This window comes from Natrinema halophilum (genome assembly GCF_013402815.2).
GTDB classification, from domain to species: Archaea; Halobacteriota; Halobacteria; order Halobacteriales; family Natrialbaceae; genus Natrinema; species Natrinema halophilum.
The window spans coordinates 3,100,146-3,117,919 of sequence record NZ_CP058601.1 but is presented as its reverse complement, the minus strand read 5'-3'; the positions used below and the strand labels follow the sequence as shown (position 1 = coordinate 3,117,919).

20 protein-coding genes, 1 tRNA gene and 1 pseudogene are annotated in these 17,774 nt (G+C 60.3%); 9 read left to right on the top strand and 13 right to left on the bottom strand.

The features are described 5' to 3' along the window. Positions 1–29: 29 nt before the first annotated feature. The 4 genes from HYG82_RS35775 (at position 30) to HYG82_RS35760 (ending at position 4,032) form a co-directional block, all read left to right on the top strand. Positions 30–689 carry a response regulator transcription factor gene (locus HYG82_RS35775; RefSeq protein ID WP_179262165.1) on the top strand — a complete coding sequence of 220 codons (660 nt, stop codon included), beginning with the start codon at positions 30–32 and terminating at the stop codon, positions 687–689. Then, positions 682–1,338, top strand: a complete 657-nt coding sequence (locus HYG82_RS35770; RefSeq protein WP_179262163.1) for a DUF7504 family protein — start codon at positions 682–684, stop codon at positions 1,336–1,338. Before HYG82_RS35775 ends, HYG82_RS35770 begins: the two co-directional genes overlap by 8 nt. Positions 1,339–1,753: 415 nt before the next feature. Further along, positions 1,754–2,170, top strand: a complete 417-nt coding sequence (locus tag HYG82_RS35765; protein WP_179262161.1) for a universal stress protein — start codon at positions 1,754–1,756, stop codon at positions 2,168–2,170. A gap of 161 nt (positions 2,171–2,331) precedes the next feature. Beyond that, positions 2,332–4,032, top strand: a complete 1,701-nt coding sequence (locus tag HYG82_RS35760) for an outer membrane protein assembly factor BamB family protein (RefSeq protein WP_179262159.1) — start codon at positions 2,332–2,334, stop codon at positions 4,030–4,032. A gap of 20 nt (positions 4,033–4,052) precedes the next feature. On the opposite strand, the gene HYG82_RS35755 is transcribed toward HYG82_RS35760, so the two are convergent. The 6 genes from HYG82_RS35755 to HYG82_RS35730 form a co-directional block, all read right to left on the bottom strand. After that, on the bottom strand, positions 4,053–4,706 hold the full coding sequence (locus HYG82_RS35755; RefSeq protein WP_179262157.1) for an alpha/beta hydrolase: 654 nt from the start codon (positions 4,704–4,706) through the stop codon (positions 4,053–4,055). After that, positions 4,703–5,329, bottom strand: a complete 627-nt coding sequence (locus HYG82_RS35750; protein ID WP_179262155.1) for a VOC family protein — start codon at positions 5,327–5,329, stop codon at positions 4,703–4,705. Before HYG82_RS35750 ends, HYG82_RS35755 begins: the two co-directional genes overlap by 4 nt. Positions 5,330–5,380: 51 nt before the next feature. Further along, the gene (locus HYG82_RS35745; RefSeq protein ID WP_179262153.1) at positions 5,381–5,989 is read right to left on the bottom strand and encodes an NAD(P)/FAD-dependent oxidoreductase; all 609 of its coding nucleotides are present in this window, start codon (positions 5,987–5,989) and stop codon (positions 5,381–5,383) included. A gap of 11 nt (positions 5,990–6,000) precedes the next feature. After that, a complete protein-coding gene (locus HYG82_RS35740) occupies positions 6,001–6,348 on the bottom strand; it encodes a hypothetical protein (RefSeq protein WP_179262151.1) in 348 nt (115 codons plus the stop codon). A gap of 98 nt (positions 6,349–6,446) precedes the next feature. Then, positions 6,447–7,112, bottom strand: a complete 666-nt coding sequence (locus HYG82_RS35735; RefSeq protein WP_179262149.1) for a YIP1 family protein — start codon at positions 7,110–7,112, stop codon at positions 6,447–6,449. A 640-nt stretch (positions 7,113–7,752) separates the two neighbouring features. Beyond that, positions 7,753–7,929, bottom strand: coding sequence for a hypothetical protein (locus tag HYG82_RS35730; RefSeq protein WP_179262147.1), 177 nt, complete (start codon positions 7,927–7,929; stop codon positions 7,753–7,755). Between the two features lie 292 nt (positions 7,930–8,221). Between HYG82_RS35730 and HYG82_RS35725 the strand changes: the two genes are divergently transcribed. Both HYG82_RS35725 and HYG82_RS35720 read left to right on the top strand, forming a co-directional pair. Continuing rightward, positions 8,222–8,998: a succinylglutamate desuccinylase/aspartoacylase family protein gene (locus tag HYG82_RS35725; protein ID WP_235217717.1), complete on the top strand. Its 777-nt coding sequence runs from the start codon at positions 8,222–8,224 to the stop codon at positions 8,996–8,998. Between the two features lie 37 nt (positions 8,999–9,035). Further along, complete coding sequence (locus tag HYG82_RS35720; RefSeq protein WP_179264558.1) at positions 9,036–10,109, top strand: glutamate-cysteine ligase family protein; 1,074 nt, start codon at positions 9,036–9,038, stop codon at positions 10,107–10,109. A 571-nt stretch (positions 10,110–10,680) separates the two neighbouring features. Here HYG82_RS35720 and HYG82_RS35715 read toward each other — a convergent pair. The 4 genes and pseudogenes from HYG82_RS35715 to HYG82_RS35700 all read right to left on the bottom strand — a co-directional run bounded on the left by HYG82_RS35715 (position 10,681) and on the right by HYG82_RS35700 (position 12,097). Continuing rightward, the gene (locus HYG82_RS35715) at positions 10,681–11,124 is read right to left on the bottom strand and encodes a hypothetical protein (protein WP_235217716.1); all 444 of its coding nucleotides are present in this window, start codon (positions 11,122–11,124) and stop codon (positions 10,681–10,683) included. Further along, positions 11,117–11,309: pseudogene (locus tag HYG82_RS35710) on the bottom strand (DUF7563 family protein). Before HYG82_RS35710 ends, HYG82_RS35715 begins: the two are co-directional and overlap by 8 nt. Before the next feature lie 216 nt (positions 11,310–11,525). After that, a tRNA-Arg gene (locus HYG82_RS35705) sits at positions 11,526–11,600 on the bottom strand. A gap of 170 nt (positions 11,601–11,770) precedes the next feature. After that, positions 11,771–12,097: a hypothetical protein gene (locus tag HYG82_RS35700; RefSeq protein WP_179262143.1), complete on the bottom strand. Its 327-nt coding sequence runs from the start codon at positions 12,095–12,097 to the stop codon at positions 11,771–11,773. A gap of 441 nt (positions 12,098–12,538) precedes the next feature. Here HYG82_RS35700 and HYG82_RS35695 point away from each other — a divergent pair, with 441 nt between their 5' ends. Together HYG82_RS35695 and HYG82_RS35690 are read left to right on the top strand one after the other, a co-directional pair. Beyond that, positions 12,539–13,123 carry an AAA family ATPase gene (locus HYG82_RS35695; protein WP_179262141.1) on the top strand — a complete coding sequence of 195 codons (585 nt, stop codon included), beginning with the start codon at positions 12,539–12,541 and terminating at the stop codon, positions 13,121–13,123. Further along, positions 13,120–13,533 carry an RNA-binding domain-containing protein gene (locus tag HYG82_RS35690; RefSeq protein ID WP_179262139.1) on the top strand — a complete coding sequence of 138 codons (414 nt, stop codon included), beginning with the start codon at positions 13,120–13,122 and terminating at the stop codon, positions 13,531–13,533. Before HYG82_RS35695 ends, HYG82_RS35690 begins: the two co-directional genes overlap by 4 nt. Before the next feature lie 158 nt (positions 13,534–13,691). Here HYG82_RS35690 and HYG82_RS35685 read toward each other — a convergent pair whose 3' ends face one another. Beyond that, positions 13,692–14,054: a VOC family protein gene (locus HYG82_RS35685; RefSeq protein ID WP_179262137.1), complete on the bottom strand. Its 363-nt coding sequence runs from the start codon at positions 14,052–14,054 to the stop codon at positions 13,692–13,694. A 203-nt stretch (positions 14,055–14,257) separates the two neighbouring features. On the opposite strand from HYG82_RS35685, the gene HYG82_RS35680 reads away from it, so the two are divergent. Continuing rightward, the gene (locus HYG82_RS35680) at positions 14,258–15,193 is read left to right on the top strand and encodes a CBS domain-containing protein (protein ID WP_179262135.1); all 936 of its coding nucleotides are present in this window, start codon (positions 14,258–14,260) and stop codon (positions 15,191–15,193) included. Here the strand turns inward: HYG82_RS35680 and HYG82_RS35675 are convergent. Together HYG82_RS35675 and HYG82_RS35670 are read right to left on the bottom strand one after the other, a co-directional pair. After that, positions 15,190–16,182: a hypothetical protein gene (locus HYG82_RS35675; RefSeq protein WP_179262133.1), complete on the bottom strand. Its 993-nt coding sequence runs from the start codon at positions 16,180–16,182 to the stop codon at positions 15,190–15,192. The two genes, HYG82_RS35680 and HYG82_RS35675, sit on opposite strands and share 4 nt — an antisense overlap. Before the next feature lie 119 nt (positions 16,183–16,301). Continuing rightward, the gene (locus HYG82_RS35670) at positions 16,302–17,690 is read right to left on the bottom strand and encodes a signal recognition particle protein Srp54 (protein WP_179262131.1); all 1,389 of its coding nucleotides are present in this window, start codon (positions 17,688–17,690) and stop codon (positions 16,302–16,304) included. Positions 17,691–17,774: the final 84 nt, after the last annotated feature.

The following is a 17,774-nucleotide window of genomic DNA, read 5'->3' as shown; positions in this document are numbered from 1 at the left end:
AGTCGACCGACCGAACGGGGAACGAAACGATGACAGACCAGCGGCCAGATCAACGAAAGCCAGTAATCCTCATCGCAGAGGACGAACGATCCGTCGCCGAGGGGTACGAACTCTGGCTTGCAGATCAGTACGAGGTCAGACTGGTATCCGACGGACAGGAGGCACTCGATGCAATCGACGAGACAGTAGATGTCGCGTTGCTGGACCGGATGATGCCGCAGGTATCCGGAAGACAGGTGCTTCGGGAGATTCGCGAGCGCGAAATGGACTGTCGGGTCGCGATGGTAACGGCGGTCGAACCGGATTTCGACGTCATCGAGATGGGGTTCGACGCGTACGTCACCAAACCCCCGGAACGACAAGAGTTAATCGAGACGATCGAACAGTTGCTCGATAGAGCGTCGGTCGACGATGCACTGCAGGAGTATCATTCACTGATGGCGCGCAAAGGGACACTTCAGACCCAAAAAACCGAGCTGGAACTGGCAGAGAGCGAGGAGTACCAGGAGTTACTCGACCGCATCGAGATGAAACGAGAGGAAGTCGACGAGGACCTCGGTGATATGGATTCAGAAATCGATTTCGTCAGCGCGGTTCGCGAAGTCGACGCCAGCGACGGCGACCTCGAGACCACCGAACTGGATGGTGTCGATGCGTTCGAGACAGAAGAGGAAGAAACCGATGAATGACTCGTACGACGTAAGCGGCCTCCTCCCGAACGATGGCGTCGGAGAATTGCCAGCCGGGACGAACGTTGCGATCGTCGGCCCATCGATGAGCGGGAAGCGGGAGTTGGCGCTGCAGTTGCTCGCAACGGAGTACGAGCCAGGAGAGGGCATCCTCTGTATCACGACCGACGGCGCAGAGACGATGTACAACGCCCTCGAGCGCTACGTCGATTCGCTCTATCGAAACTGCGTTGGCATCGTCGACACGTCGGGCCACGATGGTCAGGCCGTTCTCGATGCGATGGTAGAGAACGTGTCTTCACCGAGTGACCTTACCGGAATCAGCATCGGGATGGCGAAGCTCTTTAAAAAGTTCAAGAGTTACGGTATCACCGATATCCGATCCGGACTGATTTCGATTTCGACCCTGTTACAGCATCTGAGCAGTCAGAAGGTGTTCAAATTTCTCCACATATACACCAAACGTGTCAGCCAAACGTGTGGCCTCGGCATCTACACCCTCGACGACGATAGCCACGATCAGCAGGTCGTAAACACGATTACCGGGCAGTTCGACGGCGTGATCCAACTCCGGGAAACTGACACCGGCGAACGCGAATGCCGCGTCCGCGGATTCGGCCAGCGGGGGACGTCGTGGGCCACGTTCTGAGAAGGGCCACCACCGTGGTGTCCTATGGTCCGGCCGCTCGTATCGCCCCTCGGCCGTCTCACCGTATTGCTGGGACGACGAACCACGACGGAACCGCGCTTCGGTGATCGCGAACCTCGGCACCCGAAGTCGTCGATCGCTGGGGGCCCACTGACAGCGGATCGGGTATCGACACCGGGATGAAAGCCCAGCAGGCGTTCCGCCGTCCACCCGACCTATGACCGCCGTCGTAGTTCGATGAGTGCACTCCAGTTCGTACTGGGCGACAGTCAGGAATCGCCACTGCGGACTCCACTCGAGATGTCCGAACGGATGCGCAACGGTCGATGACTCCTGTCACCCGTCGGTCCAGATAAGCGAGCCTGATAGCCGTCGATCGGCCGAGTTTATGGTCCTCTCCGAACGACTATGCCGTATGGTAGTCCTCGTCGCCTACGACAGCTCGGAACCAGCACAGAAAGCGGTCGAACACGCGTTTGTCACGTATCCAGATCGGGAGATCGTTCTGCTGCGCGTCATCGAAGCAGCCGACGGGTTCACCGGAGCCGGCATCAAGCTCACACAGGAAGCGATTCGAGAGCGAACGGAGGAGGTTTCCGCCGAGTTCCCCGACGAGATTCGGGACATCGTCAGCGATCCCGACGTCGAGTTTCGGACCGAACTCGTCGTCGGGAAGCCCGCACGCGAAATCGTCTCCTACGCTGAGGAACACGACGTCGACCACATCATCATCGGCAGCCACGGGCGATCCGGCCTCACCCGCGTCTTGCTCGGCAGCGTCGCGGAAACGGTCGTCCGTCGAGCGCCTGTCCCGGTTACCGTCATGCGCTGACTCGGCGCTCGAGCAGCACCAGCCGCGGATTCGGTTCGGTACCCGGTGGTCACGAGACCCGGGAGAATTACTTACAAGTAACCCCGTTACTTACAGTAATCGTCATAAAGAGTTAATTCCAAATTACAATAATTTATACCAAGTCAGTCAAACCACTTTCTATGGAGAATCTCAAGAGACGATCCGTGTTATCTCTCGGAGCGACACTGACAGCAGGCGGAATGCTTTCCGCAGCCGTGGCGGGCGGTACACGCGAGGACTGTGACTGTCCGCCGTCGCTCTCGGAATCGGACGGCTGGTCCTCGTATGGTGGGAATGCCGGCAATACCAAAAATTTGCCCGGAGACGATGCTGTTCCGAAACCGGAGGAAGTCGCCTGGGAGTACGACGAAACGGGGGAGATTGCCGTCGTCGACGGAACGGTCTATCTCAACGCCGATGGCGTCCACGCCCTCGACGCTGCTGACGGCGAAGTACTGTGGAAAACCGACGTGTCCGGAGCCCGCGGAACGCCCGGAGTTATCGGGAACACAGTCGTCGTCGGTGGCGAACAGCTCACCGCGTTGAACGCCGAAACCGGTGCCGTCCGCTGGACCAAAGAATTCGAAACTGACGAACACGTTGCGGACCCGGCCGTTGCAGACGGATCTGTCTTCGTCGCGGCCGAAACGAGCCTCTTCGCGTTCAATGCGACGGATGGCTCCCTCGAGTGGCGTCGCGAATCGACCGAGTTCGATACCAAAGACGGGGTGGACAGCAGCGACAGCGTCGAATCGGTCTCGTACGCCATGATCCCGCTTGCCGTCGCCTACGAGTCAGTCTTCGGGGCCCTTCGCGGGACGACAGACGATGGAGAGAGCTTCGGTGGCTTCGTCGCACTCGATACATCGTCGGGCGAGACACACTGGACGAGATGGGTGTCGCTTTGGGAAGGGAAATCACATAGTAATCTCATCGCGACTGAAGACCGGCTGTACACGGGTTCGTACTCTGATACGGTGTTTTACCCCATTTACGATCCGCAAACGGGGGAAGAGATCGGAGATACCATGTATATGACACCGCCCGTATCGACCGGGAAATACCGTATTAGCTCGGGTCGATACGGCTTCGATGTCTACAATACCGAAACGGAGGAGAGCTGGAACGTCTCAGGAAAAACCGTCGATGAATGGGGGGCTCCGAAGATCATCGGAGAGACGGTGATCGCACCGTATGGGCCTCGAGAACCCATCGGGGGCGGCGACGTCGAGCCGTGGGTGTACGGATACGACCTCGAAGACGGGAGCGAGCAGTGGAAATTCTCGTTGGCTAACATCGGAGTCGAATACGCGAATTCTGCACGCAGCTTCGACCCCATCGCCGTCGACGACACCATCTTCTTCAGGCCGAGCGGGAAACTCGTGGCGATGCGGCCGGCGTCGAGCGACGAGGATACTCGAGGCGACACAGATAGTGACGCCGGCGACGGGCCGGAAAGCGGTGAGTCGAACGGCGAAGACGAGTCGCCGGAAAAAGACGACGATAGCGGTGACGGCGATACCGACGGGTCCCGGGACGGCGAATCGGACGGCAACGACCAGTCGTCAGGGAAAGACGGCGATGGAGCCGACGGGACCGAAAGCGATCCGCAAGATGGTGCGCCGGGCGATTCGGGAGACGGAAACCAAACTACCGGCACCGGCGGAGACGGTGACACGGCCACCGGAAACGACAGTTCCAGTGGCACCGACGGGGCCGATTCGGAGACAGGCGGCTCCGACAGCACGCCCGGCTTCACCACCGGTGCTGGCCTCGTCGGCGGCGGGATCACGCTCGAGTGGCTCCGCCGTCGGGCGACCGATGACGAACCCGAAGAATAGTCGAGGAACGCGGACCCCGATCAGGCGACGAGATCGACGACCATCTTCGAGACGAACTCGAGTTCGTCGTCGTTGACGCCGTGGGCCATCCCCTCGTACAGTCGTTTCGTCACGTCTGCGCCCATGGAATCGAAAACCGCGGCCGTCTCGTGAACTCGCACTTCCGGAATGTGGGGATCGACGTCGCTACAGCCGAGGAAGATCGGCGTCCCCTCGAGGTCGCCCGGGTACTCGTCGTCCAGTTCCTCGCCGATCAGCCCGCCGCTCAGGGCGGCGAGGCCGCCGTACCGTCGCGGGTTCCGAGCGAGGTACTCGCTGGCGAGACAGCCGCCCTGCGAGAAGCCGATCAGCATGATCCGGCCGGTTGGAATGCCGGCATCGTTCGCCCGCTCAATCGCGTCGCTAATCGCCTGCAATCCGGACTGCCTGCCGGGCTCGTTGCGCTCGGCGGGTGCGAGAAACGAGTTCGGATACCAGGTCTGGCGGGCCGCCTGCGGCGCAAGGAAGGCAATTCCTTCCCGATGGAATTCGTCGGCCATCTGGAGCATTCCCCCTGCGGTCGCTCCGCGGCCGTGGGCGAGTACGAGCGCCGCCTCGGCGTCCGCGAGATCCGTTCCGCCAATCGCGAGTTGCTGCCCCTGGTGGGGACCGTCCACGTCGGCGCCGGCGCTCATTCGACACCACCGACGCCGGCGCTGGCGTCGGGCAGGTCGTGTTCGACGACCTCGAGGCCGAGGGCCTCGATAGCGCTCCGGAGGTGTTCGTCTTTCGCGTACTCCGCACCGTCTTCCTCACGGAGTTCCTGGGCCTTTGCCAGCACCTCACCGCGGCGTTCGTCGGGGAACTCGTACTTATCAGTCGAGAGTTCGATGACGAGGCCGTTGTTGTCGCGGGTGTAAATCGAGTGGAAGATGCCCCGGTCGAAGACGTTGTACTGGTGGCCGGCTTCCTCCAGGGCGTCCATCGTGTCCTCGTACTCGTCGGGGGCGACGCTGAAACAGAGGTGGTGGACGGCGCCGATGCCGCTCCCGGGCTGGCCGCGCTGGTTCGATGGGCGGTCGTCGCTGACGAAGAACGTCAGGATGCGACCGTCACCCGTGTCGAAGAACAGGTGCGTCTGCGACGGGTCATCGAGGTTCGGCTGGCGAAGGACCAGCGGCATCCCGAGGAGGTCGCGGTAGAACTCGATCGTGTCCGCTTCGTTGCTCCCCCAGATGGTGATGTGGTCCGTTCCCGTCATGTGGACGGGACTGTCTGGCAGTTCTGGCGTGACTGGGTTTGGTGGTTCGGATGACATGGTGAATCTGATCGATCGTGGGTTGGCGCTTCTGTGATTTTCCCGCTGCGATTACTCCGCGACATGACCCGCAAAGATCCGCGATGCATCGTCGGGAACGTCGAAGTCGTGGAAGTGATCACCCTGTACGGCCGAGAGGATGTTCAGTGCTGCGGCGGCCCCGTCGCCGACCGCAATCGCGGCCTGCCACTCTTCTGTACGGACCATGGCGCCGGTCGCGTACACGCCCTCGACGCTCGTCTCCATCTCGACGCCGACGTCGACGGTGTCCTCAGAGGAGAAGTCACAGCCGATATCCTCGGCGAGGTCGCGGGTCGCACCCGTCGCGAGAACGACGAAATCAGCCTCGTAACGGTCCTCCTCGGTCTCGACCGCGAATCCGTCTTTGGTCTCGCTGACCGCAGTCACGGCTTCACCCTGCCGGCGGTCGACGCCGAAATCGTCGACCTGCTGACGGGCCGTCGCCATGAATTCGCTTCCGCCGACCGAGCCGATCCCGAGGTAATTGAAGAGGTGAGCTTTGTGCATCCACGTCTCGTCGGTATCGAACACCGTCGTCTTGAGCCCATTTTTCTCGGTAAAGAGGGCTGCACTCAATCCGGCCGGGCCGCCGCCAACAACGATCACTGATACATCGTCTGCAGTCGTCTCGTCACTCATCTGTAGTTACCTTATGTTACCGGAAAGGTATCAATCCAGTAGCAACCCCCGAACAACCACGTAACATCGATGTCAGTGGCCTCGGCGAACGAGATGGTCACGCTAGCACTGAGGATGATACCGACCGGTCCACCGATCACCTCGAGTTCGGCCTCGAACAGCACTGAATTCGCGTTCAGTCGGAACAGCGACTCGAAGCAAGCGCTCGTCCCCCCATCGCCACCGGAGTCCGGCTCGTGGCCCTTCTGCGGTGTCAGTCCCGCGTCTGCAGGCGCCAGTCCCGCGTCTAAATGTGCCAGTCCCGCGTCTGCAGGGCCAGTTCCGCGTCTACAGCCGTGTACACTCTTTGCGAGTGACACGCTTTCGATCACTGGCTCGACCGAACCGAGGGCGTGATCTGCTCGAATTTATAGGCACCCTAACGGTCCCGTCATTCCACGCGATGACGGAACTGCGCCTATATTGGACCGAGAACGAGCACAGTCGGGACGGCAACGACGGTGGCCCCCTGGCGAAGCGTCAGCCCGCGAGCGGCTGCGACCGCGTGAGCCCAGAGATACCCCGACCAGAGCGTACAGACGATTCCGACGGCGCTCACCGCGGCGGCTAGCGGACCAACCGTCGGCGGCGAGACGTAGATCCGTGCCGGTATCGTCACCCCGATACCCCAGATTTCGGTCGGTGTCGACGGGAACGTGGCGAACAGGACGACGAGAGCGAGGACGTTCGCGACGAACTGTGGAACGAATCCCCAGGCGACGCACCTGGCAGTTCGACAGAATCCGCGCTCGTTCGCGACCGGCCACGAGAGGGTATAAAACAGGACCGAGAACGCGACCCAAGCGACGAGCGGCTCTGCGATCAGGGCACCACCAAGTATGCCAACGATTCCAGGAATCGACGCTTCCCAGCCGAACGTGACGTACCTGATCGGAGGAAACGCGCCGAAGACCACTTCGTCGGGAATCACCGGCGATTCCAACAACGAGATAGTCGGTGGGAGCACGCCAAGACACAGCACACCGATCGCCACGAGGAAGCCGACAGACTGCGATAGGGTGAGCGAGTCGGATTCGAAAAACGTCGACGGATCAACAAGCAGCCGCCATACGTGTCCGTCCATACATTGGTGTCGTTGCTCCGATTATTCAGGGTTTCCGGCTCGAGATCACCGGCATCGGTACGCCCGGCAACGGTCAGCGATGCCCGATTGAGTTCGTCGACGGTGGGTCGGAATCCGCACCGGCATGCGGAGACAGGGCAGAACGGCTCGCATCGACGGTCAGATGGGACGGTGATCGTCGGTGTCCGCTGGCCGAATCCGACGGGAGAGGTCGAATGCAGTCGAGCAACCGCGAGAAGGATCACCGGCGAGCGGGCTGGTGCAGTAGAAAGGGTGTACACGTCGGCAGTGGGATGGTAATCGCCATGCATGAATCACGATGACCTGCGTATCCCCGGTATCCCCTGTGGGACCATCACTGACGCTGCCGACGTCCTATTTAATAGGAGTGGCTATCTTTAATGTATCGAAAGTAATCAAATTCCCAATATATTTTCACGTAGCCATACGGTTTCGTCGTCGACCGTTCATACTGGTCGGCCTCGAAAAGTGGCTTACTGCGTCTTACCGCCCTCCAGCTCAGACACCGCGATTAGAGTAGTCGCTGAACGTCATTACACACCCCGATCGCGAATTCGCGGCCAACGAGTGCACGCTGGCCGCAGCAGTGCGAGCGGTGGGTACATCGTTTCAACGACTGCTATATTAATCGGCGGTGAAAAACCTCGGCCCGGAGGTATGCGACGCCGAGTGCCAGATAGAAGAGGCCTAGAGCGGTGGGTATCCACTCTGCTTGGCCCGCATACAGGCCCGCCTGCACGACACCCAGTATCACCATCCCCAGACCGACGAGCGCCCCGAGTCGGCGTCGCTCCATAGCGACCGATGGCACACCGAGATGATAGATATCACGCATCCTGTTTGTGTGTGGATCTAACACATTCGCCGGATGAATTGTACAGGTACACTGTTAGACACGATGTGAAAAACCAGCTACTGTGATAATATATTCTTCCGATAATCACGAGTCTGGTATCTTCCTTCCGTACAATCTGAGAGACAGAACTTTAACGGCAACGGAATGTCTCTCTCACGCCTGAGGTAAGAACTTGGAAAATAGATTTTCGTCACTCGACGTGACAGTTCGAGGCCCGAGAGAGCCAGAGGTAGTGGTTGTCGGGGGGGTCCACGGCGACGAGACGGGTGGCGTCCGTGCAGTACGCCGTTTGCGGGAGGCAGACCTCGACCTGAAGCGGGGTGTCGCGTTCGTAGTTGCCAATTCAGCCGCAGTCGATGCGGGTAAACGGTATCTGGATTCGGACCTCAATCGCGCGTTCCCCGGCAACCGGGCCGGAAATCACGAAGAGCAACTCGCCGCCCAACTCAGCGAGTTAATTCAGAACTGCCCGACGCTCTCACTACATGGTACTCATTCTCGCCCCACGCCATTTGCGCTCATTCACCGTTCTCGACCCCAGCAACTCGATCTTGCTGCGCAGATGCCCGTGCCATACGTCGTTGACCACTGGGGAGTAAACGAGGGCGCGATCACTGCATGCGGGATCTCCGTCGAGATAGAAGTCGGACCACAGGGAACAGAGGAAGCGGCTGGAGCTGCCGAAAAACAGGCCTACGCGTTCCTCAAGTTGACGGGTGCGCTCCCCGGAGAGTCGCCCCCTGGAGATCCGGATTACTTCCATATGGCCGACCCAATTCGAAAGCCTCCCGGTAGATCCTACGAGGTTTACGTCAAGAATTTCGAATATGTCCCAACGGGAACGGCCTATGCAAGCGTCGACGGAGAAGAACTGGTCGCGGATGACCCGTTCAATCCGATCTTGATGTCAGAGGACGGGTACTCGGACATCCTCGGCTACAGGGGGACCAAAATAGCGGAGTCGCTTGAAAAAGCACGAGAGGCCTTACTCAATAAGAAAGGAGGATAGGAGCACTATGAGTCACAATGAGGAAGATAACAAATTAATGCAAAAGAGTATCGAAGTAGAGTACTGGGTCGTCGATCAGGACGGCGCCCTCACGAAACCGGGAGAACTCACAAATTACTCGGAGTTCGTGGAAGAAGAGTTCGTGTATCCCCTCCTCGAACTAAAAACCCCTCCGTGTGAGTCGTATGCGGCCCTCAGATCGACGTTCGTAGAGCTACTAGATGAACTGCTCTCCAAGGCTGATGAACTCGACAAGACGCTCGTCCCGCTCGGGACTCCGCTCAATAGTGGGCCGATCGAGGTGCGACCCAGCAAGCGAAGTCGGATACAAAAACGCGTTCTCGGCGACAACTTTGCCTATGCGAAGTATTGTGCCGGGACCCATCTACATTTCGAGAAGCGAAACGTCACAGACCAACTTAACGTTCTTACCAGCCTCGACCCGGCACTGGCACTGCTCAATTCATCGCCATACTTCCGTGGTGAGCGAACTGCGAACAGCGCACGAGCGTATATTTATAGGCAGAAATGTTACGAATACTTTCCACTGCACGGTCAACTCTGGGATTACGTCAATACCGTCGGGCAGTGGGAGAGACAACTTGATCGGCTCTTCGACTCGTTCAAAGAAGCGTCCATGAACGAGGGAGTCAACGAAGTCGATATCGATGCGAGTTTCTCGCCACAAGATATCGTTTGGACACCGGTTCGGTTACGTGACGAGATGCCAACTGTCGAGTGGCGAGCACCTGACACATCACTCCCAAGTCAGATCCTCCAGCTAACCAAGGAGGTAGATAGCGTGATGAAACAGCTCTACCACGCAGAAGTTCGTATAGAGGGCGACACTGGAGAAGTGACAGATGACGGAATAACGCTTCCCGAGTTCGATACTGTACTCGACTATGTTCAGGAAGCTATACACGACGGCCTGGAGTCGGAACAGCTAGCTGCCTACCTCGAGCGGATGGGATTCTCCGTTCAGGAATACGAACCACTCACACGAGAAATAGACGGACACGATCACGTCAGTCTAGACGAAGCCCGGGAAATCCGTCTTCGATACGGGGAGCGACTCAGGCGAGATGTGGACCAGCTGCTTCGAAAATGATCGCTCCGCTCTCGTGTGGTCACAATCCGGTCGGAGTGGTCGCTCGTTTCCACCCGCTGGTCTACGAGAACCAGGAGTACGATAGCTTCCCCTCGGCGTCCCACCACCGCAGACGAAGAACAGGAAGGTCGCGGTCTAACCCGCCATTCACAACCATCCTGGTCGTGACTGCGGTTATCCATGTTGGTGCCGGAGGCCCGCGACGGCTGGACCGTCGCCCGCGGCAACGCGACCGACAACGGAACGATAGACGTACTGATCGGTATCCCCGGCAGCCACATCGCCGGCGACGACGCCGGCGCAGCATACCCGTTCCACGGAACGCCCGGAAAGCGGGTCGATTCCGACATCAGCATCACGAAAAACGATATCCGCCGCTCCAGACCGAAAGCGTCAGTACGTCTACGACGGCACAAAGAAACTGCCGCCGTCGCTCTGGCTGGCGGCCTCGACGCTCATAGCGGCCCTTCCCGTGCGTCGCGAACCGCGCGGGTACAGTCCGGACACAGCCGTCGGAGCGCGTCGACGCGGTCGCCGCAACGCTCACACTCGTCAAATTCGTCGAAGCGGCTCACCGAGAATCACCCTCCTCGTGGCCGATGTCCGAATCAGGTGACCGTTCGATCGGGAATAGTCTTCTTTCGGGTCCAACAGGATTTGGAGAGACAGTGATGACGATGCGGGCCCCGTGGACAGTTACGATGACGACCCACAGTGTGCGGAAGAGAACCGCTGCGAGGTGTGTGAACTGTCGGTCGATCTTCGCTTCAGAAGTGGATGAAGACGGAGAAATCCGCCCAATTGGGGTCAGAGACAACTGCACCTGCGGGAACGGTGATTTTCGGACACTGGTGTGAGCAGTAGCGCTCAGTGATCGCCCGCCGTCGATCCGGAACTCTCGCCCTTCGACCACCCGCCGAACGCCCTCGTCGGTCGCTTGATGGGCCGGATGAGCGACCGGCGTCCGACTCTCGACATTATAGAGCCGATTCGGCGGAACGAACCCGTTACGCATTGGCCCCACCCCCGTGGCGACCGGGCGGCGTTTCCGGCTCGGGATCGCCACGTCAACGGCAGCAGCGGAGCCGCGGCTCAGTCGTGCGTAGGATCACAGTCATCACACCGGTTAGTTCCATCGTCGTCGTCACCGAAGACACGACGGAATCGGTCAGTGACGTAAGCGCCACAGAGCCGGCAGATCGAGTTGACGACCGACGGCCAGGGCGCGACCGTCACGCCGACCACCTCACGGCCTGCCCGACAACGAAAAACGAAGGCGGGCGAAGAGGGGTGTTCAACTGCTGAACGAAGTTCGGACACTCACCACGAATACCGCATCGGAAATACCTCGAATTCGAACCGTATCGGGCCTCTATCTCACCTTTTAGTAGATATCCTAAACCGACGGTTCTGGAGCGGGCACGATGGGATTTGAACCCACGACCGTCGGATTAGAAGTCCGACGCTCTTTCCGGACTGAGCTACGTGCCCTCGAGTCCGAATCCTCGGCGGAACGGTATAAGCAGTTGGGATTTCAGGTCGCAATCGAGGCCGATCTGCGAGGAGGGGGGCGTGGCCGAAGACGTGATTGGAACCGATGCTGTCTCGGTATACGCAAAAAGAAAACCGGTCCTACGACGACGTGTGCATCGTCACCGACGTCAGTACTCTACCTCTGAATCCTCGCTGGACTCGTTTTCGGACATCCCGGTGTCGGATTCGTTGCTCGAGTTGCCGTCCGTCTCGTTGGACTCGTTGCCGAGCCCATCGTCTTCGGATTCGTTGCCGAGTCCGTCGTCGGACTCGGTATCTTCGGGCTCGTCGGAATCCGAGCCGTCGGTCCCGTCGGCTCCATCGCTCGAGTCGCCGGAATCGTCGCTCGACTCGTTGCTGGATTCGCTGCTGTCCATACAACCTGCGACTGCTGCGACCAGTCCGACGCCGAGTCCGGCCGTGAATCGACGCCGATTGATGCGCTTTTCTGTCATAGTGCGGCACCTGTTTGCGGGACGGACAGCAATATAACAGCGAGACTTCGTTTCGCAAATTAGTTGGAATTTGAATTAATCGACTCGAATTCGAACGATTGAGTCAGCCGATATCGTAGAGTGCGGCCGTTCGGTGAGAAATTGAAATCCGATAGCGACCGACTAAGGCGTACTGGATCGAGCGGATCCGAAACCACATCTGTAACATCTGTATCGTCTCGATTGGGTTCGATCGGAACAGTTTCGTCGCGAATCACGCACCCGTGGCTGATGAAACGCGGCACATATCGGCCCTAAAATCGTTGCAGCGAAACAACGGCGTCAGACAAACTGACGGGAATGAGGCGATGAAACGGCTACAATCCAACCCGTGGATCGTGTCGGCTCGGTCGGAGGGCGGGAACACAGCGCTTATACACGTCTCGCCGGTACGTGAGTCCGATGCATGTCATCGGAACGGTGGGACTTCCCGGAAGCGGCAAGGGCGAAGCCGCCACCGTCGCACGCGAAGACGGGATCCCAGTGGTGACGATGGGCGACGTCGTCCGCCAGGAGACGGCCGACCGCGGACTGGACCCCACGAAAGATCACGGGACGGTCGCGCAGGCACTGCGCGAAGAAAACGGCCCGACGGCGATCGCCGAACGGTCACTGCCGATGATCGAGGATCGCCTCGAGAATCACGAGACGGTACTGGTCGATGGCATACGATCGGGCGTCGAGGTCGACGTCTTCGAAGCGGAGTTCGGCGACGCGTTTACGCTCGTCAGTATCGAGGCCCCCTACGAGGTCCGGGCAGACCGGATCGACGAGCGGGGGCGGGACGCGGACGAGGCAGACGGCGGCGAAGGCCTGGCCGCACGCGACGATCGCGAACGAAGCTTCGGAATGGACGACGCGATGGAGCGAGCCGACGTGGTCGTCGAGAACGCCGACTCGCTCGAGGCGTTTCACGACCGGATTCGGTCGGTCATTCGAACGGGAATCGACGGTGAAAAGCGCACCGACCCGGAACTGGAATCATGAGCGACATCTACCGCGTCGACGTCGAGATAACGGCACCGATCTACGACACCGAAGTCACGAGTCGCGTTGTCGATGCCGTGGCGAATATCTTTCCGACCGCCGACCTCGAGGAGGGGTTCGGCGAGGTGCGAGGTGAGGCCCACGCGCTCGATCACTTCTCGGACCTGCTTCATCGACAGGAGATCCTCGATACTGCCCGCGGCGAGTTCTTCTCGAACCGCGAGGGCGACACCGTCACCTTCGCTCTGAAGAAGCAGGCAGCCTTCGAGGACCGGGTGAATTTCTCGGTCGGTGAACCGGACGAACTCGGAGAAATTAGCGTTCGCGTGCGCGTTGAAGACCCAAGTCTCGAGGAATACGTCGATCACATCGCGCCGCCGACCGAGGACGGCCGGCCGGTTGACACCTGATTCAGTCCGGTTTCATTGGGACATCGCGGCGGCGCGTCCGTCTCGATTCCCGTTTTCAGTCGTCGACGGTCGAATCAGTCGTCGCGGATCAGTTGACGGTGATTCGAAGTGGACCGCGGTCGTCGGTGATGTGCCGTGCTCGCGTGGCCGCATCTGTCCTACTGGTATTCGCTCACGCAGAACCTGTTGCCTTCCGGGTCTTCCATGACCGTCCACGTCGCTGTCTGCGTGTCGACCGTCTCGGTCTTCGTCTCGCGGACGGCGGCACCGAGATCGCAGAGCCGTTCGACGGTCGCCTCGCGATCCGACGTCGACAGGTCGAGGTGGATCGGTAAGTCGCGTGTCGTCCCTTTCGGTAGCTCCTTGAAGAGGAGAGCCGGCCCGTCTCCGGAACGCTCGACGATCACCGGGTCGATTGTCGGTGGGAGTTCTCGCAGGTCTCCGTCTAGCGCCGCGGCCCAGAAGGCCGCCAGTTTCCGCGGGCCCTCACAAGCTACAGTAATAAATTTAATTCCAATCATGCATTACAATCATAGTTCGGCCAGAAAACCGCTAGCGGTGACGGAAGAACTGCCTCATCCGAGGCCTGCCCCTCCTCGTCAATTCCGCCGGAGTCTATCGCGAGAAGCCGTTCAGACACGCGACGCGTCCTCGAGTAGAGATAAACGATCGGTCGCACCAGCCCACCCACGACTGATAGGGCCTGGCAACGTAGGACCGTCAAATGCACGACACGATATCCGTCGCGGAGATCATGATCGAAGACGTGGTCACAGCTCCACCCGATGCAACCGCAACCGAGGCGGCGACGCTCTTGCGCGACGAACACGTGAGTTCGGTGCTCGTCGTTCGAGACGAGACACCCGTCGGTATCGTTACCGAAGGCGACTTTGCGACGTGTCTTTGCGAACGGGAAGACCTCGGTCACCTCGAGCTAGCGGCGGTCATGTCGAAGCCGCTGACGACGGTTGCACCGACCGCCTCCATCGTCGATGCCGTCGAACTGTTGCGGATGGCGGACGTCGAGCACCTGCCAGTCGTCGACGAGGATGACAGGACGCTCGTGGGGATCCTCACGACGACGGAACTGTCCTACTACGTCCCGCATCTGGCCCGCGAAACGGGACGACTCGAAACCCACCCGACGCGGAGACAGGTGCGAACGGACACGATGTACGAGCGCGACGACTGGGAATTCGAGTATCGCGGCGAGGCTCAGTCGACCGTCTCGGTGGGCGACACCGCTCGGTTCACGAAGACCATCTCCGAGGACGACGTCGAAGCGTTCGCGGAGGTGACCGGTGATACCAACCGGCTCCACCTCGACGCGGACTACGCCGCCGAAACCCGGTTCGGCGAGCAAATCGTCCACGGCGTCCTCGCAAACGGCCTCATCAGTGCGGCCCTCGCCCGACTGCCGGGACTGACGATTTACCTCTCACAGGAAAGTAGCTTCCGCGCGCCGCTCCCGATCGGCGGGCGAGTCACCGCCATCTGCGAAGTCGTAGAAGATCTCGGCCGGTCGAAGTACCGGATCAAGACGACCGTCGTGGACAGCGACGAAGCCGCGGTTCTCGAGGGGGATGCGGTCGTCCTCGTCGATGACCTTCCGCCGATGGCGGCCCGCGAGGGCGACGCGACGATGACCGGGGATAGTTAACTCGTACAGTTTCTGACGTCGTCGAGGGCGGCCTCGCCGTCCTCTTTCCGATTTCTGGCGGCGAACGGATCGCCGTCCGTCGCGGCCCCCGCAGCCGCGGCGAACTCCCCCGCTGCCGTTGCGAGGTGGCGGTTCTGGCACTCCGCCGTCTCGAAGTACTGGACGAGCCCGTCGGGGGCGTTCCCCATCCCGTTCTCGAGGTTCTGGCGCGCGTTCGCGAACGTCGACTCTGCAGTCTCGAACTCGCTCTTTGCGGTCTCGTACGCTTCGTTCTCGAAGTCCGTCCGGCCCTGCTCGAGTGCACCGTATCCGGCGTCCGTATCCAGCGTCGAGTCGTATGCAGCCGCCAGCGTCTCGAGCGAGCCAACGGCCGAGCCGAGGGCGTCCGCTCCATCCTCGAGATCGGTAAGTTCGATGCCGGCCAGTTCCGTGAGTCGGTCGGCGTCGATGTTCTGGATGGTTTCGTCCGCCGCCTCGAAGCGCTTGTGGGCGGCGGAGATTTCCCCGTACCGGCCGTGGACGGTTTCGCTCGCCGTCTCGATATCGCCTTCCTCTTCGATCGCCGTCGTGACGGTGTCGATGTCGTCGGAGATCGTATCGTCGGTGACGGTCACCGTTACCTCGATCAGCCCCTCGAGCGCGTCCGCATACGACCGGAGCATCTCGACGTCAGCTTGCCGGTCCTCCCCCAGTTCGGCTTCGGCGGTCTCGAGGTGATCGCGCGCCGCCGAGATCTTGTTACGTGGCTCCGAAGGGTCGAATTCGACGTTCTCAGGGTCCTCAAGGTTCCCGAGTTCGGAAAGCGACTGCGCGGCTTTGTTGAGTTTGCCGGCGGCGCGAGCGATCGCGCGTTCGCCTGCCCGACTAGCGACGTCGGTATTGTCGTCGTTCGTGTCGGATGCCCCGTTGAGGTCGCCGAGACAGCCGGCGACCGAAGCGAGAAGACCAGTGGCCGCACACGTGCGAGTGAGATACTGTCGACGGTTCATTACTACCCGAAGGTACGTCTAGAGGTGCATTAACGTAGTGGCACAGAGAGTGTCACCGAAATTGAAAAACGAGGTCGTTCGAGTGGCAATCGGGACAACGGAATACTGATCATCCGGCCCTATCCGAACGGACCCATACCGCCCATACCGCCGCCCCCGCCACCCTGTTGCATCTGCTTCATCATGCGTTGCATCTCCTGTTCGGAGCCCATTCCCTGGAACTGCTTGATGGTACGTTCCATCATCTTGTACTGCTGGAGGAGTTCTCGGACCTCTTCCTCGCTCGTCCCCGAACCGCGGGCGATGCGCTCGATCTGGCTCGCGCCGATAGCCTTGGGATACTCCTTTTCGGCGTCGGTCATCGAGTCCATGATCACGCTAAACGTACGCATCCGTTCCTGAGTGACGTCCATCGCGTCGTCCGGCAATTGGTCTTTGATCCCGCCGCCAAAGCCCGGGATCATGTCCATCACCTGATCGAGCGGCCCCATGTTGTTCATCGCCTCCATCTGTTTTTGCATGTCGTTCAGGGTGAACTGCCCCTGTAACATGTCCTCGGGGTCCCACTCCTCTTCTTCCTCCCCGGTCTGCTGCATGGCGCGTTCGACGCGCTCGGCGAGCTGGCCGAGATCGCCCATCCCGAGCAGCCGCGAGATGAATCCGTCTGGCTCGAAGCGTTCCACGTCCTGAACTTCTTCTCCGGTCCCGAGGAAGGCGATCGACGAGTCGGTCTGGTCGACCGCGGTCAGTGCGCCGCCACCTTTCGCCGTCCCGTCGAGTTTCGTGATGACGACGCCGTCGATCCCGATGGATTCGTCGAATTGCTGGGCCTGATCTTTCGCCCCCTGGCCGATCGCGGCGTCGAGGACGAGCAGCGACGTATCCGGATCGACGACGTCTTCGATCTGCTCGATCTCGTCGATCAGATCGTCTTCGAGAGCGTGGCGTCCCGCCGTGTCCACGATGTGAACGTCGGCATCGCTGGTTTCCTCGAGTCCGTTCCGGGCGATCTCGACAGGATCGTCGTTGTCCGGATTCCCATAGAAATCGACTTCGGCTCGCTCGGCCATCTCTTCGGCCTGGTCGTACGCGCCGGGCCGGAAGGTGTCGGTCTGGATAACTGCCGGTCGAAGCCCCTTCGTCGAGAACCACCAGGCCATCTTCGCGGCGGAAGTCGTCTTCCCCGACCCCTGCAGGCCCGCCAGCAGGATGGTCTGTTCTTCGAGCGGGAGATCGGTCGACTCGCCGATGAGATCGACCAGTTCCTCGTAGACGATACGGAGGACGAAGTCCCGCGCGGGGGTTCCGGCGGGGGGCTCTTCCTCGAGTGCGCGCTCTTTGATATTGTCCGAAAGCTCCATTACGAGCGAGACGTCGACATCGGCGGAGAGCAAGGACCGCTGGATCTCCTTGACGATCTCCTCGACGTCTTCCTCGCTGAGTCGCGACTTTCCGCGGAGTGTATCGAGGGTGCCCCGCAGAGAACTCCCGAGATCGTCGAGTACCATTTGCTTCGTCTACGGGGCGATGGCGTTAAAGGCTTTTTCTACGACCGACAGGTCGGATTTGGGGTGCGGCGTCGGTGGGTATTT

Coding starts and splice junctions, on each gene's coding strand:
- HYG82_RS35775 (WP_179262165.1), top strand. CDS start 30: ATGACAGACCAGCGGCCAGATCAACGAAAGCCAGTAATCCTCATCGCA.
- HYG82_RS35770 (WP_179262163.1), top strand. CDS start 682: ATGAATGACTCGTACGACGTAAGCGGCCTCCTCCCGAACGATGGCGTC.
- HYG82_RS35765 (WP_179262161.1), top strand. CDS start 1,754: ATGGTAGTCCTCGTCGCCTACGACAGCTCGGAACCAGCACAGAAAGCG.
- HYG82_RS35760 (WP_179262159.1), top strand. CDS start 2,332: ATGGAGAATCTCAAGAGACGATCCGTGTTATCTCTCGGAGCGACACTG.
- HYG82_RS35755 (WP_179262157.1), bottom strand. CDS start 4,706: ATGAGCGCCGGCGCCGACGTGGACGGTCCCCACCAGGGGCAGCAACTC.
- HYG82_RS35750 (WP_179262155.1), bottom strand. CDS start 5,329: ATGTCATCCGAACCACCAAACCCAGTCACGCCAGAACTGCCAGACAGT.
- HYG82_RS35745 (WP_179262153.1), bottom strand. CDS start 5,989: ATGAGTGACGAGACGACTGCAGACGATGTATCAGTGATCGTTGTTGGC.
- HYG82_RS35735 (WP_179262149.1), bottom strand. CDS start 7,112: ATGGACGGACACGTATGGCGGCTGCTTGTTGATCCGTCGACGTTTTTC.
- HYG82_RS35730 (WP_179262147.1), bottom strand. CDS start 7,929: ATGGAGCGACGCCGACTCGGGGCGCTCGTCGGTCTGGGGATGGTGATA.
- HYG82_RS35720 (WP_179264558.1), top strand. CDS start 9,036: ATGCAAAAGAGTATCGAAGTAGAGTACTGGGTCGTCGATCAGGACGGC.
- HYG82_RS35715 (WP_235217716.1), bottom strand. CDS start 11,124: ATGCGTAACGGGTTCGTTCCGCCGAATCGGCTCTATAATGTCGAGAGT.
- HYG82_RS35700 (WP_179262143.1), bottom strand. CDS start 12,097: ATGACAGAAAAGCGCATCAATCGGCGTCGATTCACGGCCGGACTCGGC.
- HYG82_RS35695 (WP_179262141.1), top strand. CDS start 12,539: ATGCATGTCATCGGAACGGTGGGACTTCCCGGAAGCGGCAAGGGCGAA.
- HYG82_RS35690 (WP_179262139.1), top strand. CDS start 13,120: ATGAGCGACATCTACCGCGTCGACGTCGAGATAACGGCACCGATCTAC.
- HYG82_RS35685 (WP_179262137.1), bottom strand. CDS start 14,054: ATGATTGGAATTAAATTTATTACTGTAGCTTGTGAGGGCCCGCGGAAA.
- HYG82_RS35680 (WP_179262135.1), top strand. CDS start 14,258: ATGCACGACACGATATCCGTCGCGGAGATCATGATCGAAGACGTGGTC.
- HYG82_RS35675 (WP_179262133.1), bottom strand. CDS start 16,182: ATGAACCGTCGACAGTATCTCACTCGCACGTGTGCGGCCACTGGTCTT.
- HYG82_RS35670 (WP_179262131.1), bottom strand. CDS start 17,690: ATGGTACTCGACGATCTCGGGAGTTCTCTGCGGGGCACCCTCGATACA.